This window comes from Streptococcus zalophi, from assembly GCF_016481285.1.
Taxonomy (GTDB): domain Bacteria; phylum Bacillota; class Bacilli; order Lactobacillales; family Streptococcaceae; genus Streptococcus; species Streptococcus zalophi.
The window spans coordinates 191650-209189 of sequence record NZ_JAENBP010000003.1; the positions used below are offsets into that span (position 1 = coordinate 191650).

Annotated in this window: 21 protein-coding genes; 2 read left to right on the forward strand and 19 right to left on the reverse strand. The window is 33.2% G+C overall.

Annotated elements, in window-relative coordinates:
• Positions 1 to 44: 44 nt before the first annotated feature.
• The 13 genes from yidD to JHK64_RS03775 form a co-directional block, all read right to left on the reverse strand.
• Entirely contained in the window at positions 45 to 284 is a 240-nt protein-coding gene (gene yidD, locus JHK64_RS03715) for a membrane protein insertion efficiency factor YidD (RefSeq protein ID WP_199567664.1), read from the reverse strand.
• On the reverse strand, positions 281 to 1006 hold the full coding sequence (locus JHK64_RS03720) for a pseudouridine synthase (RefSeq protein ID WP_199567665.1): 726 nt from the start codon (positions 1004 to 1006) through the stop codon (positions 281 to 283). The genes yidD and JHK64_RS03720 overlap by 4 nt, the downstream gene beginning before the upstream one ends.
• Entirely contained in the window at positions 996 to 1583 is a 588-nt protein-coding gene (gene scpB / locus JHK64_RS03725; RefSeq protein ID WP_199567666.1) for an SMC-Scp complex subunit ScpB, read from the reverse strand. Before scpB ends, JHK64_RS03720 begins: the two co-directional genes overlap by 11 nt.
• Complete coding sequence (locus tag JHK64_RS03730) at positions 1580 to 2287, reverse strand: segregation/condensation protein A (RefSeq protein ID WP_199567667.1); 708 nt, start codon at positions 2285 to 2287, stop codon at positions 1580 to 1582. Before JHK64_RS03730 ends, scpB begins: the two co-directional genes overlap by 4 nt.
• A complete protein-coding gene (gene xerD / locus JHK64_RS03735) occupies positions 2287 to 3027 on the reverse strand; it encodes a site-specific tyrosine recombinase XerD (protein WP_199567668.1) in 741 nt (246 codons plus the stop codon). Before xerD ends, JHK64_RS03730 begins: the two co-directional genes overlap by 1 nt.
• Positions 3024 to 3485, reverse strand: coding sequence for a cyclic-di-AMP-binding protein CbpB (gene cbpB / locus JHK64_RS03740; protein WP_199567669.1), 462 nt, complete (start codon positions 3483 to 3485; stop codon positions 3024 to 3026). Before cbpB ends, xerD begins: the two co-directional genes overlap by 4 nt.
• Positions 3482 to 4003, reverse strand: a complete 522-nt coding sequence (locus JHK64_RS03745; protein ID WP_199567670.1) for a metallophosphoesterase — start codon at positions 4001 to 4003, stop codon at positions 3482 to 3484. Before JHK64_RS03745 ends, cbpB begins: the two co-directional genes overlap by 4 nt.
• Complete coding sequence (locus JHK64_RS03750) at positions 3985 to 4965, reverse strand: nucleoside-triphosphate diphosphatase (RefSeq protein WP_199567671.1); 981 nt, start codon at positions 4963 to 4965, stop codon at positions 3985 to 3987. The genes JHK64_RS03745 and JHK64_RS03750 overlap by 19 nt, the downstream gene beginning before the upstream one ends.
• Positions 4962 to 5756 (reverse strand): glutamate racemase, encoded by a 795-nt coding sequence (racE, locus tag JHK64_RS03755; RefSeq protein ID WP_199567672.1) that lies wholly within the window; start codon positions 5754 to 5756, stop codon positions 4962 to 4964. Before racE ends, JHK64_RS03750 begins: the two co-directional genes overlap by 4 nt.
• Before the next feature lie 55 nt (positions 5757 to 5811).
• Complete coding sequence (locus tag JHK64_RS03760; protein WP_199567673.1) at positions 5812 to 6057, reverse strand: YneF family protein; 246 nt, start codon at positions 6055 to 6057, stop codon at positions 5812 to 5814.
• Between the two features lie 232 nt (positions 6058 to 6289).
• Positions 6290 to 6976: a Bax inhibitor-1/YccA family protein gene (locus JHK64_RS03765; RefSeq protein ID WP_199567674.1), complete on the reverse strand. Its 687-nt coding sequence runs from the start codon at positions 6974 to 6976 to the stop codon at positions 6290 to 6292.
• 16 nt (positions 6977 to 6992) lie between these two features.
• On the reverse strand, positions 6993 to 7466 hold the full coding sequence (locus JHK64_RS03770) for an HD domain-containing protein (RefSeq protein WP_199567701.1): 474 nt from the start codon (positions 7464 to 7466) through the stop codon (positions 6993 to 6995).
• 71 nt (positions 7467 to 7537) lie between these two features.
• A complete protein-coding gene (locus tag JHK64_RS03775) occupies positions 7538 to 8275 on the reverse strand; it encodes a TrmH family RNA methyltransferase (RefSeq protein WP_199567675.1) in 738 nt (245 codons plus the stop codon).
• 31 nt (positions 8276 to 8306) lie between these two features.
• Here JHK64_RS03775 and JHK64_RS03780 point away from each other — a divergent pair, with 31 nt between their 5' ends.
• Complete coding sequence (locus tag JHK64_RS03780; protein ID WP_199567676.1) at positions 8307 to 8588, forward strand: acylphosphatase; 282 nt, start codon at positions 8307 to 8309, stop codon at positions 8586 to 8588.
• 89 nt (positions 8589 to 8677) lie between these two features.
• Positions 8678 to 9613: a membrane protein insertase YidC gene (yidC, locus tag JHK64_RS03785; RefSeq protein WP_199567677.1), complete on the forward strand. Its 936-nt coding sequence runs from the start codon at positions 8678 to 8680 to the stop codon at positions 9611 to 9613.
• A 44-nt stretch (positions 9614 to 9657) separates the two neighbouring features.
• On the opposite strand, the gene greA is transcribed toward yidC, so the two are convergent.
• The 6 genes from greA to JHK64_RS03815 form a co-directional block, all read right to left on the reverse strand.
• Positions 9658 to 10143 carry a transcription elongation factor GreA gene (gene greA, locus JHK64_RS03790; protein WP_199567678.1) on the reverse strand — a complete coding sequence of 162 codons (486 nt, stop codon included), beginning with the start codon at positions 10141 to 10143 and terminating at the stop codon, positions 9658 to 9660.
• Between the two features lie 79 nt (positions 10144 to 10222).
• Complete coding sequence (gene mltG / locus JHK64_RS03795) at positions 10223 to 11740, reverse strand: endolytic transglycosylase MltG (RefSeq protein ID WP_425507304.1); 1518 nt, start codon at positions 11738 to 11740, stop codon at positions 10223 to 10225.
• Positions 11741 to 11870: 130 nt separating this feature from the next.
• A complete protein-coding gene (locus tag JHK64_RS03800; protein ID WP_199567680.1) occupies positions 11871 to 12365 on the reverse strand; it encodes a GNAT family N-acetyltransferase in 495 nt (164 codons plus the stop codon).
• A 48-nt stretch (positions 12366 to 12413) separates the two neighbouring features.
• Entirely contained in the window at positions 12414 to 13745 is a 1332-nt protein-coding gene (gene murC, locus JHK64_RS03805; RefSeq protein ID WP_199567681.1) for a UDP-N-acetylmuramate--L-alanine ligase, read from the reverse strand.
• Positions 13746 to 13755: 10 nt separating this feature from the next.
• Positions 13756 to 14349: a divisome accessory protein ZapJ gene (gene zapJ / locus JHK64_RS03810; RefSeq protein ID WP_199567682.1), complete on the reverse strand. Its 594-nt coding sequence runs from the start codon at positions 14347 to 14349 to the stop codon at positions 13756 to 13758.
• Between the two features lie 92 nt (positions 14350 to 14441).
• Positions 14442 to 17525, reverse strand: coding sequence for a pilus expression-regulating Snf2 family helicase (locus JHK64_RS03815; RefSeq protein WP_199567683.1), 3084 nt, complete (start codon positions 17523 to 17525; stop codon positions 14442 to 14444).
• Between the last annotated feature and the right edge of the window lie 15 nt (positions 17526 to 17540).

A 17540-nucleotide genomic window follows, 5' to 3' on the forward strand; every position in this document is an offset into this window, starting at 1 on the left:
ATTTTTATTAATTCTTATTGCTTAAGATTAAAAACATAGGTTAATTATTCTTCTTTATTTCGCTTTAAGCTGAAATAATCTGGCACACTGTCTTTTCCTCCTTCAACAAAGGGATGACAACGTAAAATTCTTGCAATTCCCATCAATACACCTTTTATCCCATGTTTATCAATAGCTGTAATCATGTATTGAGAACAAGTTGGTTGATACCGACAAGAAGGTGGAAAAAGAGGTGAAATCCATTTTTGATAGCCTCTAACCAGTAAAATTAATAATTTTTTCATTTGATATGATTGACGGCCGCATTATGCAGCTGACTAATTTCCTTTTTATTTAAACGACGTGACTCTCCCGGACGAAGCCCAGTTAAATCTAAGGTGCCAAAACGCGTTCTTGAGAGTTTATCTACTGGTAGTCCAACTGATTCAAACATTTTTTTAACTTGATGATGACGACCTTCATGGATGACTAATTCAACCACGGAACGATTTTTATCACGATCAACTTTGATAATGTTGTATCTAGCTGGCTTGGTTTTTTTACCATCAATCACAACCCCTCTTGTTAAAGGACGTAAATTTTCTTTGTTGGCTAATCCCTTAACGCGAGCAACATAGACTTTATCAATTTCATTTCTAGGGTGAATCATTTTATCAGTAAAATCCCCATCATTGGTTAAAATGATAAGACCCGTTGTATCCCAATCTAGACGTCCAACAGGGTAAATACGTTCTTTCACTTCTGGTAATAAATCAAGAACTGTTTTTCGCCCTTTATCATCTGAAACGCTTGAGATGACACCTCTTGGTTTATTTAAGAGATAATAGACTTTTTCTTCATTATAAATGGGACTACCATTGATTTCCACTTGGTCATGCACTTTAATCGTAGTCGCAAGATTGGTCACAACTTTACCATTGACTGTGACTTGTTCTGATGTTATCAATTCCTCTGCTTTTCGTCTACTAGCAATACCAGCATGTGCAATATATTTATTAATTCTCATTGTTATTTCCTAACTCTTCTTCTAGTGATAAAGGCTCTTTAAAAAGAGTTACTTCTTCTTCTTTCAACGCAATGGTTGAGGCATCGGGTAATTCTGTAATGTCATTTATTCCCATGAAATCAAGAAAATAATCTGTGGTAATATAAAGATTTGGACGACCAATCACTTCTTTTTTGCCATCTTCACGGATTAAATCATAGGCTTGTAATTTAGTAATCACACTGCTAGAATTAACTCCTCTGATGTCATCAATTTCAATTCGAGTGATAGGTTGCTTATAGGCAATAATCGATAACACTTCAAGACTAGCTCTTGTTAAGCTTTGATTGATGGGGGTTTTAGCAAATTCTTGCAGCAAGTCAGCAAAATTTTCCTTTGTCACTATTTTATAGCTATTTGAGGATTCTATCAAACATAAACTACTATTATCATCTTCTTGATACTTTTGAGATAACTTTTCTAATTGTTGCTTTAAGGCCGAAGGCGTTATTTCTAGAAAATGTGATAATTGTCTTAAACTAAGTCCTTCTTCACCAGCAACAAATAGTAACGCTTCAATTTTAGATAAATAGGTCATGCATTTCCCCTGACTAACAAAATATCACCAAAATTTTCTTTTTGTGTGACAACAATACTTTGCACCTTAATTAATTCCAAGGTTGCTAGAAAAATCGTAATCATCTCATTAATATTATGACTTTCTTCAAACAATTCTCTTAAGGTAATCTTTTGAAAAGTTGTCATTTTCTCTTCTATAAAAATCATCATATCTTCAATACGAAAATCATCTCTTTCAATAGTCGTATGTGTATTTTTAATCTGTTTTTGCTTTTCAGCCATAATAGTGGAAAAAGCTAAATAGATATCAAGCACCGACTTATCATGATTTAAAGTCATATCTTCATAAATCAGTTCTTGCTTGGGTTTTGAAAAATACAAAGCCCTTTTTTGGTGCTGTTCAGCCATTTTTTGACTAAGCTCTTTAAACTGACGATACTCCTCAATCTGTTGTAATAATAACTGTTCAGGATCTTCATCTATGGGCGTTTCTTCAACAACCTTAGGCAGTAAGCGACGACTTTTTATCACCATCAACTGACTCGCCATCACCATATAGTCACCAGCAATCTCCAATTTCATCTCTTGTAGTGTCTTGATATAGGTAAGGTATTGTTCTATAACGTCAACAATAGGAACATCATATATGTCCATCTGGTATTTTGAGACCAAATGAAGCAAGAGGTCCAACGGACCCTCGAAATCTTTTAATTTTATATCCATTAGTGTTTATAATACTTTTCTAGAGTTGTTGATGTTTTTAATCCCAACTGCTTTGCCAGCGTATAACGATCAACGCCTCTGTTTATTTCCTTTAAAATATACTGTTTTCTAAGTGTTTGCGCACTCATTGATGAACAATCAATCGATGTTAAAAAGGTAGTTAATTGATTGAATAACCACTGCCTTGAATAGGGTTTCCCCTTATTATCAAAGAGATATTCATTTGAGAGCCTACCTTCTAGATAGCCCATTAAATCGTCTGGCAGAGTCAGTATTCTTCGATGTTGCTCTTTTTTAATGGTTATCACTTTAAAGTCAAGTGAGATATCTTCTGATTTAATCAGTAACAACTCATTTGGTAATAGTCCCAAAGAAATAATCATTAATGCTATCAGTTGACCATCAAGAAACGGTGTTTCTTCATAAAAAGTAGATAAATCTTCCAAACCCACAACAAAAGAATCTACACCACCAAATTGTTTCACTTTTTTTAGCTTTAAAAAGGTATCAATCTTTTCTTCTTCATATAAGAAATACAAGAATTGATTGACCACTGACTGCTTTCTTTTTTGAACAGACAAGGTTAAAGTAGATAAATAGTCTTGGTATAAATGGAGTTTATCTCTTGATAGTTTCTTCTCGACAATAGTCAAAAATTGTAGCAAATCATATTGGTAGGATAATCTTGAATTCTCTGATAATTTCTTACTAGCTAAAAAATGATTAATTAGTGTTTTCATTTCTTTTTAATCTCATAAGTGGCTGTAAAATTATGTAATAAACTATTGATGGCTTTTAAAATAGATTTTCTGGTAATAATCCCCATAAAGGTTTGGTCATCAGTGACAACCGGTAAGAAAGAAGAATCAACAAGATCGTGCATAATATCTGTTAGATTGGCAGATATTGAAATCGTCTTAATCCGTTTATTAACCATGTTAGAAATATCAAGACGAGCTAACTCATCAACATCTAATTGGTGCTCTGATTGGTATTTTATAATATCAGAAACACTAATCGTACCGACATATTTTCTATCTTTGGTTATAACTGGTACACGAGAAAAACCATTACTAGCTAACACCAGCATCACATGATCCGTATTATGAGTATCAATAAAGATGGCAAGATCTTTTGCAGGCGTTAGGTAGGTATCAGCATAGTGGATTAAATAATCTTCAAATTCTTTAGCAATCATCTCATAAATTCCTTTGATAATGATGGGTAAATCTCATGGTCACGCGTGAAATAATCAACTTTAATGGTTTGTTTAGTAATAGTTACCTTGGCATATAACTGCTCATTAACTTCGCCACGAGGTTGTAAGACACTCCCTGGATTAATAAATAAAATATGGTCATTTTCCCAAGCTGCAGGACGATGTAAGTGACCATACAAGCAAATATTAGCATTTGCTTCTTGAGCAAACCAGTTTAGTCTATCCCAACCAAAATTAATACCATATAAGTGACCGTGTGTTTGTGCAATAGTGATATCTGAAAGTTTGGTGATTAGATTTTCTGGATAGCCACTATCATAATCACAATTGCCTCTAACCACCTTAATACCATTCCAGACAGGGTCTGAAGAAGGTAGTTCAGAATCACCATTATGGAAAATAGCATCTACTTTTCCCAAGTATTTCGTTTTAATATTTTCAATAATATCTCTATCACCATGAGAATCACTCATAACAATTAGTGTGAGTTCTGCCATTTAGAGAAAACCTCCATTAGTTTCTTAACTGCTTGACCTCTGTGGGAAATCTTGTTTTTTTCTTCTGCAGAAAGTTCTGCTGCTGTTTTACCGGTGTCACCAACAAGAAATAAGGGATCATAACCAAAGCCATTCTCACCTTTTGGCACATGTGCGATATAACCATCCCAATCTGCTTCTACAATTAAGGTTTCTTTATCTGGTGCTGCAACAGCAAGCGTTGTATGAAATTGTGCGGTTCTATCCTTAAGCTCAAGAACCATGGCTAATTCATGTAACAATTTAGCATTGTTACGACTATCAGTAGCATCAGCGCCTGAAAACCTCGCTGACCAAACACCAGGAAGACCACCTAATACATCAACTTTTAATCCGGAATCATCAGCTAAAACCATTTTCCCAGTGATTTTTGAAATCGTCTCTGCTTTTAATCTAGCATTCTCTTCGAAGGTTGTCCCAGTTTCTTCTACCTCAGGTAATTCAGGATAATCATCCAAATTTTCAACCTTTAGGCCAAGTTGGCCAAAAAGTTTTTCAAATTCTTTAGTTTTTCCTTTATTTCTAGTAGCAATTAAAATACTATCACCAAGGTTTTTAGGAGAAAAATCGCCATTTCCAAAAAAGTCTTCTAGTCGCATTCCTTCTTTTGGAACATATACTGATAATAGTTTATCCTTTTCCAAAAGTAAGATGGCTCCTTTGTGATTAACAACAGATAAAGCTGTGTTATAGCGATCATTCATCATCTCAGCAACAAACGTGAATAAACTAATAGGAGAAGAGAAATGAATAAGATGAAGTTGTAAACCAGTCGCTTCATCCAATCGAAAAAGCTGTGTCAACATTTGACGAATGTCACTTAAATTGTCTTTTGTCTCAAAACTAGTGATTTTGGTGTTTTCTCCCCATTGGCCAACATACCAATCATTTTGGGTTTGGTGATTATAAATTTTTTGTTTCATATTTCTACATGCTCCACACTAACTGGTAATTGTAACCATTTTTCAGCGATAGCTTTAAAACTATCTCGATTTGCCGTTGTATAAAACTGGTGATTTCTTGTTTGTTTGTCTCTTTGATGATTAATATCAAAATAATTCAACAAAACAGAAATATCACGAACACATTCGGCACCACTGTCAATTAATCTGACTTTTTTTCCCATCACATTTTGAATAATGGGACGAAGTAAAGGATAGTGAGTGCACCCTAAAACAAGGGTATCTACTTGTCCTACCATAGGTGAAAGGGTTTCGTACACTACTTTTTTTGCTAAACTAGAGGTCATCTCATTAGCTTCAACCAAAGGGACAAAACGAGGACAAGCTAAACTATGCACATTCATTTGTGGTGCTAAATCTGTAATTTTTTCTCTGTAAATATCTGATGCTATTGTCATTTCGGTACCAATAACACCAATGTCCCCTGAGGCCGTATTTTTAATGGCTGCACTAGAACCAGGTAAAATCACACCCAAAACAGGAATGTCTAACTTTGATTTCACTTCTTCCCAAGCAACTGCCGTTGCAGTATTACAGGCAAAAACAATCATTTTAACATTTTTTGTGAGTAAAAATTGAACCATTTCCCAAGTAAAGGTTCTGATTTGTTCAGCAGATCTTGGTCCATAAGGAGCTCTTTTGGAATCGCCAATATAGACAACTTCTTCATGAGGGAGCTGTCTTAAAAGTTCTCTAACAACTGTTAGACCGCCAACACCAGAATCTAAAAAACCAATTGGTCTATTATCCATATCCATCTTCTTTCTAAAATAAGACTAGGCAAGCCCAGTCTTATCTAAAAGATTATTATTTCTTTTTAGCCTTTGCTTTGGCTGCTTTTTGTTGCTTATTCATTTGACGGACAACTTGTTGCACTTTTGCTTCACTTGGTTTTTGCCCCATTTGACTCATCATTGTTCGAATAAGATCCTCATTTAATGGTGGGTTCTCTTCTAAATATTTTTCCATTTGTTTACGGGCGATGAAAGTACCCCCAACAAGCCCTGCCAACAAGGCAACCATAACTATTATTATCCAAATCGTTGTAGACATATATTCTCTTTTCTCCTCATTTTTTTACCTTCTCATTATAGCAAAATAGACTAGTTTTTACAAATCTTCTTCTTGTTTAACACAATTCTTTAAAGACAAAAAATCAGTGCTGTCCAATATAATGTTAAACTTTCTTTTTGTGGATTAAAAATGAGTAAAATAAAAAAACACTTGATGACATAAATCAAATCATTTCATCAAATGTTTCTTTAACTACTTAAAAATTGTTATCTTAACGTCTTCTACCAAAAATTCTTAATAAACTAATAAATAAATTGATGAAATCAAGGTAAAGACTTAGAGCAAGTGACACTGCCCAGCCGTCTAAAACTTGTCCATTACTTTCTTCATAGACACGTTTAATACGTTGATTATCATAAGCGATAAGACCAGAAAAGATAACAACAGATACCATACTAATCATTAAGCTAAGCGGACCACTTGCTAAAAACATATTAACAATGCTTGTAATGATTAAACCAATTAAAGCTGCAATTAAGGCTTTACCCATACCAGATAAATCTTTTTTAGTCACGCGACCAATAATAGCCATGACAAAGAACAAAATGGATGATGAAACAAAGGCAGCTACAACTGTTGTTTGAGCATATTGGGCAATAATAAAGCTTAATGTGAAGCCATTTAAAGCTGAATAGATTAAAAATAAAGGAAGAGCCAAGGGGCTATTTTGACGTGCGACACTAGCTGCCCAAAAGACTAATACAAGCTCAACAGCCATGGCACCAAAATAAATCATTGGCTGATTAATCAAAATATCGACAAAAGTATCAGTAAATATATATAGCATTCCAGCAGATACAATGGCAGAAAGTAAAATACCCATACCAACTAAGCCATAAACTCTAGCAAAAAAACGATTTAATCCTGTCTGTGTTTCTGTATAAATGTTGTTATTCATAATAATCTCCTTTTCTTTAGTTGTGATGACTACCTAGTGTTTTGCGTTTAAAGAATGGTTGTCTTTTTAATAATTGTCTTACTGGTGTCAAAGCTTCTTTAACAGCCCAATATTTATCAACCATGGTCACTATATAGCCTTCTTTATATCTAGGCGGTGCAATCGTAGCCCCCCACATGTGTTTTAAGATAATATCTTCTTCTTTTTTATTTAGTGTTGTGATTTTCCGAGCATTTTTAACAGCTATCCTGGGATGAACCCAAGCATGGCTTTTTTTAAATTTTGTCACACGCCAATCATAATAGAAAAAGTCATGAAGTAAGGCACCTCTAGCAGTACTCTTAGCATCCCACCCCATTTTCTTAGCAATTTGATAACTAGTATAGCTAACATTTATCGAATGTTCAAATCGTGTCGAAAAGTGATGCTGGGTAATACTTTCCAATTTTTTAAATCTCGGGTGTGCAATCAAATGACCGATATGGGTCATAAATTCATTATCTTTTTGATAGTCTTTATTATTCAATTTCTCACCTCTTTCAAGTATTATAACATAATCTTTTAAATGAGTTGAAAAATAATGATTCCGGCAGCAACTGAAACATTTAAACTCTCTGCTTGACCAGGCATTGTGATATGAACTACAAAATTTGCTTCTTTAGCAACTAAATCAGAAATCCCTTGTCCTTCATTACCCATAATTAAAGCAAAAGTATCGTATTTAACTAAATTCTTGTAATTGATAGACTCATTGCTTAGTGAAGTGGCAATAAGAGGAATCATTTGTTCTTTTAATTGTTTGATAATCTCAGTCATCTCTAACCGATAAATAGGCAAATGAAAATGACTACCTTGCATTGAACGTAAGGTTTTATCGTTATAGATATCAGCTGTTTTTAGCGAAACAAAGACACCATCAAAATTAGCTGCATCTGCTGTTCTAATCATTGTGCCAACATTTCCAGGGTCTTGAACATCCTCTAAAATAAGATAGCGGCCTTGTTTTTTTATTGGAGGATTAACAGACATTTTTATTTCCGCAATGACCCCTTGAGGTGCTTTTGATACCGTCAATTCTTTTAAAACAGCTTCAGAAACAACTATAATTGGCGCAACTTGTGGAACTCTTTCTTTTTGTGAGTCAATCACAAAAATGTTTAAAATAGTAGCCTTATATTTAATGGCTTCTTCTAACAAATGCCAACCTTCTATCAGATAGCTATTTTGTCGGTGCTTTTTTTGTAATAATTTCTTTGTTTTTTTAATGAGATTATTTGTTTTTGAGGTTATAATAGTCATATAGCTATTATACCAAAAAGGAGGGATTTTGATGAAAAAAGTACGTCTATTAGTTTCAGGAAGAGTTCAAGGCGTTGGCTTTCGTTATTCCATAGCTCGTCTAGCTTCACAAATAGGAGACATTAATGGTAGGGTTTGGAATAATAAGGATGGTACGGTTGAAATACTAGCCCAATCAACTAATCACAGAAAACTAGATGATTTTATTATCGCGGTTAGAAAAACACCTTTTCGATTTGCAAAGGTCACTTATGTAGATGTCACCACAGACAATTCTGAGGAATTTCAAGATTTTCAAATCCTTAGATCATAATAATTTCAAAATCATCCCTAAGAACTATTGAATAATTCTTAAAAAAACAGTAAAATGGGAAGGTATAACTAAATTAAAGGACAATAACCGTGAACAAAAATATTAAACGTTTCTTATTCTCAGGATTGGCATTATCAATCCTTCTCTTTCTATCTGGCTGTGTGCAACAAAAAAATGGCGTGCCTACTGGTGAAGGATGGGTATATCGCTTTCTCGTTGAACCTATGGGGGAGGTCATCAAATACTTTGCCAACGATATGGGCTTAGGTTTTGGTTTAGCCATCATCATTGCAACCATTATCGTTCGACTTGTCATTATCTTACCTTTGGGACTTTATCAAAGTTGGAATGCTACTTATCAATCAGAAAAACGTGCCTACCTTCAACCCATTTTAGGACCTATACAAGAACGCATGCAAAATGCTTCTAGTCAAGAAGAGAAAATGGCAGCGCAAACTGAATTTATGGCTGCTCAGAAAGAAAATGGTGTGAGTATGCTTGGAGGCATTGGGTGTCTGCCTATCATTATCCAAATGCCATTCTTCTCTGCTCTTTTTTATGCCGCAAGATTTACTGAAGGGGTTTCAGAATCTCATTTTCTCTGGTTTAAATTATCAGATTCAAATCTGATTTTAACAGCCATTATTGCCAGTCTTTATTTCTTCCAATCTTGGTTATCAATGCGAGCAGTTCCAGAAGAACAACAAAAACAAATGAAAACCATGATGTACTCAACACCTATCATGATGATTTTCTTCACCATCTCTCAACCATCAGGTGTTGCTCTTTATTGGTTAGTGGGAGGAATCTTTAGTATTATCCAACAATTAATTGTGATGACTGTTTTAAAACCTAAATTACGTGAAAAAGTGGCTGAGGAATTTAAAAATAATCCTCCTAAAGCGCCTAAAACAAATCCACAAACACGTAAAGATGTTACCCCTAAAAAAGAAGAAGCCATCACTTCTCCAATTTCAAAACCTAAAAAAACAAATCGAAATCTAGGAAAACAAAAACGTCAATAACTAAAAACCTTAACTGCTGTGGCAGTTAAGGTTTTTTTATCTTGTTATTCTTTAGTTTTTTCAACACTAATAATTTCAACATTATATTTCCCTGCTGGTGACACAATAGTTACAACATCACCAACTTTTTTCCCGATCAATGCTCGAGCGATTGGACTTTCATTTGAAATTTTACCAGCAAACAGATCTGCACCGGCTGAACCAACAATAACATATTTGTCTTCATCGTTAGTACCAACTTCTTTAATAACAACAGTTCTTCCAATAGCAACTTCATTTTTTGCTATAGCATCACTGTCAATAATTTCTGAAAAGCGTAATTTCGTTTCAAGTGTTGAAATTTGACCTTCAACAAAAGCTTGTTCATCTTTTGCTGCGTCATATTCACTATTTTCTGAAAGATCACCATAAGATCTAGCGATTTTAATACGTTCTACAATTTCAGGACGACGGACTAGTTTTAACTCTTCTAATTCTTTTTCAAGTTGAGCTTTTTCTGTCAGTGTCATTGGATAAGTTTTTTCTGTCATAGTTTCCTTTTTACCTTTTTTATTATTTTTAAAGTTTTAAAGACAAACATGATGTGACTTCACATCATGCTTTTATCTGCTATTGCAATTGACTATTCACGTATTTTTCAACATTAGCAGAATGTTCTTCAAATGTTGTCGCATAATAAACTTGACCAGTCGTTACATCCGCAACAAAATATAAATAATCAGTTTGAGCTGGCATTATTGTTGCCTTAATTGCTGATAAACTTGGACTATCTACTGGTCCTGGTGTTAAACCTGTTTCCCGATAAATATTATAGGGAGAATCAATTTCAGTGTTGATACTCGCATCTTCAGATAAAGTAGTTTTCTCTCCTAATTTATCCATAGCGTAAAGAATGGCAATATTACTTTGAAGTGGCATCCCAATATTCCAACGATTATAAAAGACACTAGCAATATTTTTACGATCATCATCTGTTGAACCTTCTTTTTCAACAAGAGAGGATAAACTTAATAATTGATTAACAGTTAATCCTTGAGAAGCAATTGTATCATAATATGGACTTAAATTATTATCCATTGTTGCAATCATCTCTTCAACAATATTCTCCATAGTAGTATCTTCACTATAATTATAAGTAGCTGGGAAAAGATAACCTTCTAAGCGATATTTAACAGCATTAGCCTCGGGTAAACTTTCTAATAATCTAGGATAAGTCTCTTTCATTCTAGCGATAAAAGCTTCATCCGTAACAACCTTTAAAAAGTCTTCTGAACTATATGGTGTTTTTTCTTTTTTATTTTTAGAATTTGAATTGACTGACACCGCCTCAGAAATCTGTTTGATAGTATAACCTTCAAGCACTAAAATTTTACCTAAAACAGGATTGACTGGTTCAGCCGTTCCTCCCGCTTGAAGAGCTTGGGCAATCTCATCTAAAGACATACTTTTTTGAAAATTATAGTAACCACTTTGAAAATTGCCATAGTTGCGAAACTTCGTATAATAATTGAAAATCATACCGTTTTTAATAACGCCAGATTGCTCTAAAACTTGTCCAATCAATTTATTTCCAGAACCCTCTGGAATTTCCACTTGAATAAATTCTGTAGAATTTCGATCCAACGGCTCAATAGCACTCGTTACATAACGATAACCAAAAAAAGCAGTTGCTAATAATAAAACTAAAATTAGTGTTCCTAGTAATAAAGAAATTTGGTTGGCAATTTTATTTGTTTTTTTCCTATTTCTTCGACTCAATGCTTCATCCTCTTTTACAGTTTGATGACTGGCTGATAATTCAATGGAATCAGTGTCTACAGATAATTCACTTTCTGACAATGAATTATCTTCATCCTTTAAACGTTCTTTTATAGGTGCTGTTGATAAGATAATGCTATCAGCATTATCATCTCTATCAACCTTAATTATTTCTTCAGTTCGTTCAGTTGGAATTTCAGATATATCATTTTGAGAATCAAAAAGCTTAAGTTCATTCAAAAGCGATAAATCATCAGTTTTTGAATCATCTGATGGATTTTTTAAATCAAGTTCTTCAGTAACTTGTTTTCCTTTAGCTTCTTTTAACTCTCTTAATATTTTTTCTTTAAAAGTCTCTGGTTCGGGCATCTTTTGGCTCTCATCATCATTATAGATATCTGTCAAAGTAAAGCCTCCTCACATTTATCAAACGCCATTATAACTTAAAAAGCAAATAAAAGCAATCATCTTATGAAAATGTTATAAATTCTTAATAAAATTAAGTTTTTTGAGGATTCTCCCAAAACATTATGTGCCATTTTTCGCCACCTAATTGTGATTGCGAAATTCCTTTAATTTTAAAATCATTCATTTCATAGTAAGAAATTAATTCTTCTTTACAAGTGAGTAAAATACCATCTCGCTGATATTTTACTACTATTTCTTTAAATGAAGCTAATAGTAGGGTTCCAATTCCTTGTTTTTGATAGTTTTTTGCAATAGAAAGGCTAGTGATGGCTTGAATACCTCCTGTTGATGGATTGGAAGGAACACTTTTAAATAAATCATCTGACAAATCCATCTTATCAATCACTGGACCTTCGATATAACCAGCAAAATTCCCATCTATTTCAGCGATTAAAAAACTGTCTGCTATCAATTGAATTCTCTCTCTTATAGCTTCTTTAGAAGTGGCAATAGTTTCACCAAAATTGTCAATTTCAATTTGAGAAATAACATCTAAATCTGTTATTTCTACCTGCCTTATAATCATTTTTAATCCTTTCAAAAAAGTTTTTACTTTCGTAAAAACTTCGCTTTGTTACTGATTTGTATGAGTTAAAGAAGATAACAACTGTTCAAATGAATATTCATACAGTTGGATATCACCTGCTCCCATGAACACAAAAACAGCATTGTCATGGTCTAAGAGTGGTGAAACATTTTCTACTGTAATCACTTTTGCACCTTTTTCAATTTTATCAGCTAAATCTTCAACTTTCACTTTACCATTATCAGTTTCTCTTGCTGAACCATATATTTGAGCCAGATAAACACTATCTGCTTCATTTAGTGACTCAGCAAACTCATCTAATAAGGCAATGGTTCTTGTAAAAGTATGCGGTTGAAAAATAGCTACAATCTCTTTAGTAGGGTATTTTTGTCTAGCAGCATCAATTGTGGCACGAATTTCCGTTGGATGATGGGCGAAATCATCAATAACCACAACTTGGTTAATAATTTTTTCTGTAAATCGTCTTTTAACACCTGTAAAGGTTTGAAGGTGTTGATTGACTTGATCCATCTCAAATCCAGCAATATATAAATTTGCAATGACTGCAGTAGCATTTAAAATATTGTGTAAGCCAAATGCTGGTAGATAAAAAAGTCCTAATTCTTTTTCACGATATCGCACCTTAAAATGAGAACCATTCGTTTCACGCGTTAAATCATAGGCGATAAAATCATCATTTTCTTCAAATCCATAATAATAAATGGGAGCATTTGACGTGATTTTCCTAAGGTATTTATCTTCACCATAAAGAAAGAGTCCTTTTTTGATTTGCTTAGCGTAATCATTAAATGCATTAAAGACATCATTAATACTGGTAAAATAATCAGGATGATCAAAATCAATATTGGTGACAATAGAATATTCAGGATGATAGGGCATGAAGTGACGTTCATATTCATCAGACTCAAATACAAAATACTGACTGTCTTGTATTCCTCTACCAGTGCCATCACCAATTAAATAACTAGTGTCGGTAATATTTTTAAGCACATGAGATAACAATCCTGTCGTTGACGTTTTTCCGTGTGCTCCTGCCACACCTAAACTGGTGAACTGACTCATAAATTCCCCAAGAAATTCATGATAGCGTTTAAAAGAATAACCTTCTTTAATAGCTTTTGCTATTTCAACATTATTGTGTTCATGAAACGCATTACCAGCAATAATTTCAACATCATCAGTAATATTTTTTTCATCGAAAGGAAAGATAATAATTCCTGCTTGTTCCAAATCTCTCTGCGTGAAGTAATACTTTTCAACATCACTCCCTTGAACTTTTTTCCCCATTTGGTGAAGCATAAGGGCTAAAGCACTCATTCCCGATCCTTTTATACCAATAAAATGATATGTCTTAGACATGTTTTCTCCTCTAGTTAATATCTTCAAATCGCGAAAGATTTAGTTCTTGTGCGACTTTTCTCTCTTTATGTTGTATCATTTCTTTTTTATTATATATTTGACTTTTTTTTAAAAAATCATAACTATTTTTTTTCTTTTTGTTAACAATGACTTCTTCATTTTGAGCATCATTAAGCATAATATCTGCTAGGATATAATCGTCTTGATGTAATTTGCTTGCAATTCTATGAAGGTCACTATTATGTTTTGGAAAAGAAGGTAACACCTTTTTAGAAAAAATCGATTTTGATGAATGAGTCAATTCTTTTGAAAGGTAAGTCTGACGTTTTCTTTTAATGTCTTTTCTTGCTTCTTCTCTTGCGATTGCTGCATAAGATTTTCCTGCATTATGTACTTCTACACGTTCAGGAGCAGTTTTATCAATATTGGGAACTTCGGAGACAAAGCGATAATCACTAGTAATATCATCAAAATTTTTATCCACATAATGCCCATTGATATTGGTAATTAAATCTTCATTATCATATAATCTCATGGTTTTAGGTGCTTCAATAATAGCTTCGTCATCAGAAATCAAAGGAAAAACTCTATTTTTCTTATTCATATGCTCAATCCTTTCCGTAACATTCCCATTATAAACTAAAATAGTTCTTTTTTCAAAACTTTATTGCATTGACTTAATTTAATTTCCGTATTTTAATCATCAATTCCTAATATTTCTTTAATATCTTCAACGCTCATACTAGACCTGGTTTCATTACCGTCAAGAACGGTTGTCACCAGATGTTTTTTACTATCTTGAAGAGATAAGATTTTTTCTTCAATCGTCCCTTTTGTGATAAGTCGATAAACCTCAACTTTTTCTTTTTGACCAATCCGGTGAGCACGACTAATGGCTTGCATTTCAACAGCTGGATTCCACCATAAATCAATCAAAATAACAGTATCAGCACCCGTTAAGTTCAAACCAACCCCTCCTGCTTTCAATGAAATCAGAAAACTATCTTTACTTCCTTTATTAAAAGCCCTTGTCATCTCTTGCCTTTCAAAGGCTGGTGTTGAGCCAGTTATTTTATAACTAGTCAAGCCAAGATCCACCAGTTCTTTTTCAACAATATCAAGCATTCCTCTAAATTGAGAAAAAATTAGGGTTCTATGCCCATTCTCTTTAATTTGAAGGAGTAATTCTCGAAGACTATCAATCTTTCCACTAGCACCATTATAATCCATAAATAGCTGAGGTGTATCACATATTTGACGTAATCTAGTAATCCCAGATAGAATTTCAATTTTTCGACGATTGATGTCTTGATCATTGGCACCCTTTAGATGATTTTGCATGCTTTCTAACTGAGCTAGATAAATCGTTTTTTGACTATCAACCAATTCATTTGAGTAAGTCATCTCAATTAAGTCAGGCAACTCTGGTAAAACATCTTCCTTTTTACGACGCATGATAAATGGCTTAATATACCTTGAAACCTCATCGGGTGTTAATTTTAAAAATTGTTTCTTATTTGGTAATAATCCAGGAAGAACAATCTGGAAAATCGACCAAATTTCTAATAGTTTGTTCTCAATTGGTGTACCAGATAAGGCGAAACAATTATTAACATTAAAATGTCTTAATTTTTGAGCAATTTTAGTCTGCGTATTTTTAATCATTTGTGCCTCATCTAAAATAAGATAGTCATAATGATTTTTTTGATACTCTTCAAAATCTTGTCTAAAAGAATGATAGCTAGTGATTAAAATTTGGTGATTTTCTTGAATGATTTGATTTCTATATTGTTTCAATCCATAGGCAACACCAACATCCATTTCTGGAGTAAATTTTTCAAACTCATCCTTCCAATTATATATTAAACCTGAAGGCGACAATATCAGAACTTTTGAATGATTTTTGATCCTATTTTTTAAGAAAGCAATTGTTTGAATTGTTTTTCCAAGTCCCATATCATCAGCTAATATACCACCAAATCCATAAGAATCTAACATACTCATCCATTTGATACCTGTTTCTTGATAAGAGCGTAGACTTGCTTTAATCTCTGGCATTTTAATGTTAAATTGCTCAGGAAATCTAAGATGCCTAGTGAGAGCCTCAAATTCCTTAGAAAAATTAACTCTCTGGTTATTTTCAAAGAGATCAGATAGATGAAAAGCTGCCATTTTACTTAACTGAAAATGTCCGTTAATACTTTCTTTTGCACGTAATTGTTTTAAAACTTGACTAACTTTTTGTGTTTCTTCATCAAATAAAATCAGTTTTCCAGATTGACTAATAATATAATCATCTTTGTTTATCAAAGCCTCTAAAGCTTTCTTAATATCTCTTTTGGAAATTGTTGAAAAATCAAAAGAAATATCTAGTAAGTTTCCTGCTGTATTAATCGTTAAAACTGGATTTTCAACCTGCTTCAATTGTGATAAATTTTCTGACAAATGAACTGTTCCAATATCTTTAAAACGCTTCAAAGTTCTTTCAAAAAAATGATAGAGCTCATCTTTTCCCAAAGATGGCCTTTTAGAAGAAAAACCAACTGAAAAATTTTCTGATCTTAATAATTTAATCACTTTTTCTTCCTTTTTAAAGTGACTTGTAAAAGGAAGGTTGTTTAACTCTTCTTGACTACTGATTTTAAGATGACCATAGTCAAAAGTCATGCTTAACAAAATCTCTTCTTGTGCAGAAAGATCAAAATAAAAATCAATCTTAAAATCTTTAATAGCAAAACTTTTCGGCGCATTTACCAATCCTATTTCTTGAAAGTCTAGAAGGCTAACCGCTAATTTTGCTTGGTCGGCGATATCAAAGTGAATATGTTTACTCAAATCATTTTCTACGGGTAAATTCTTAACGGCTAAAAAAAGTTTTCTTTGTTTCATATCAAGATGATAGAAAACACCTTGATAAAAAATATAGTGATTATCAAAAAACGCCTGACTATTTTTTTCGGTAATCATTAATTCGATGGATTGACGATGAACAATCACTTTAAATTGAAACAATTTGTCTTGTGAAGATAATTCTCTAAAAACAAGAGTCTGATATTTTTGGTGTCCCATCTCAAAAGAAAAATGAGCCAGTTTTGTTAATAAAGTCACACCTTCCTCAAAAAATCCGGCAGGAAAGCTTAAATGTCTCCCTTGATTTGGCAAAAGATAGGATAAGTCAACACGTTCTTTATGAGGAATAAGACGCCATAAAAATTGGATTAACTCTTGACTGTTATCATCAAATTGCGATAAGTGCAAAGGTTCAAAATAGTTCTTACCAATTTGAAAGTAATTTTCTTTTTTGATAGTCGTTAAAAAAGCTTTGATATCACGAATCACATAGCTTTTTTCATCGGGAAGCCGGTTAATTTTTAGCGTCCACCAAAAATCTGATGAATATGGACTTTTTATCCCTTCTGCAAAAAGACGATACTTGAGCTCATTGTCTTCGTCAAATGTTAAATTATCTAAAAATAAGCTACCAAAAGAAGTTGATACTTGTGCTACCGGTTCTTCTATATAAATGAGTTCTGATAAGACCTTTCCTTTTTTATCATTTTTCAAAAAATACTCTATTGCAGCAAGATGCTGGCAATAGTTTTTTTGAACAAACAATTGACAAGAACAATGTATCATGGTTTCTTCATAAGAAAAAATAATGGTCGCATCTGCTATCTTAGCAGTTATTGTCTTTTCAGAATTATCTAAAATGGTAAGTGCTCCTTGTTCATACAATGAAACACCTTCAGTTCTTATTCGACTTGGAATCAATCGTCCCATAGTTATCCACCTTTT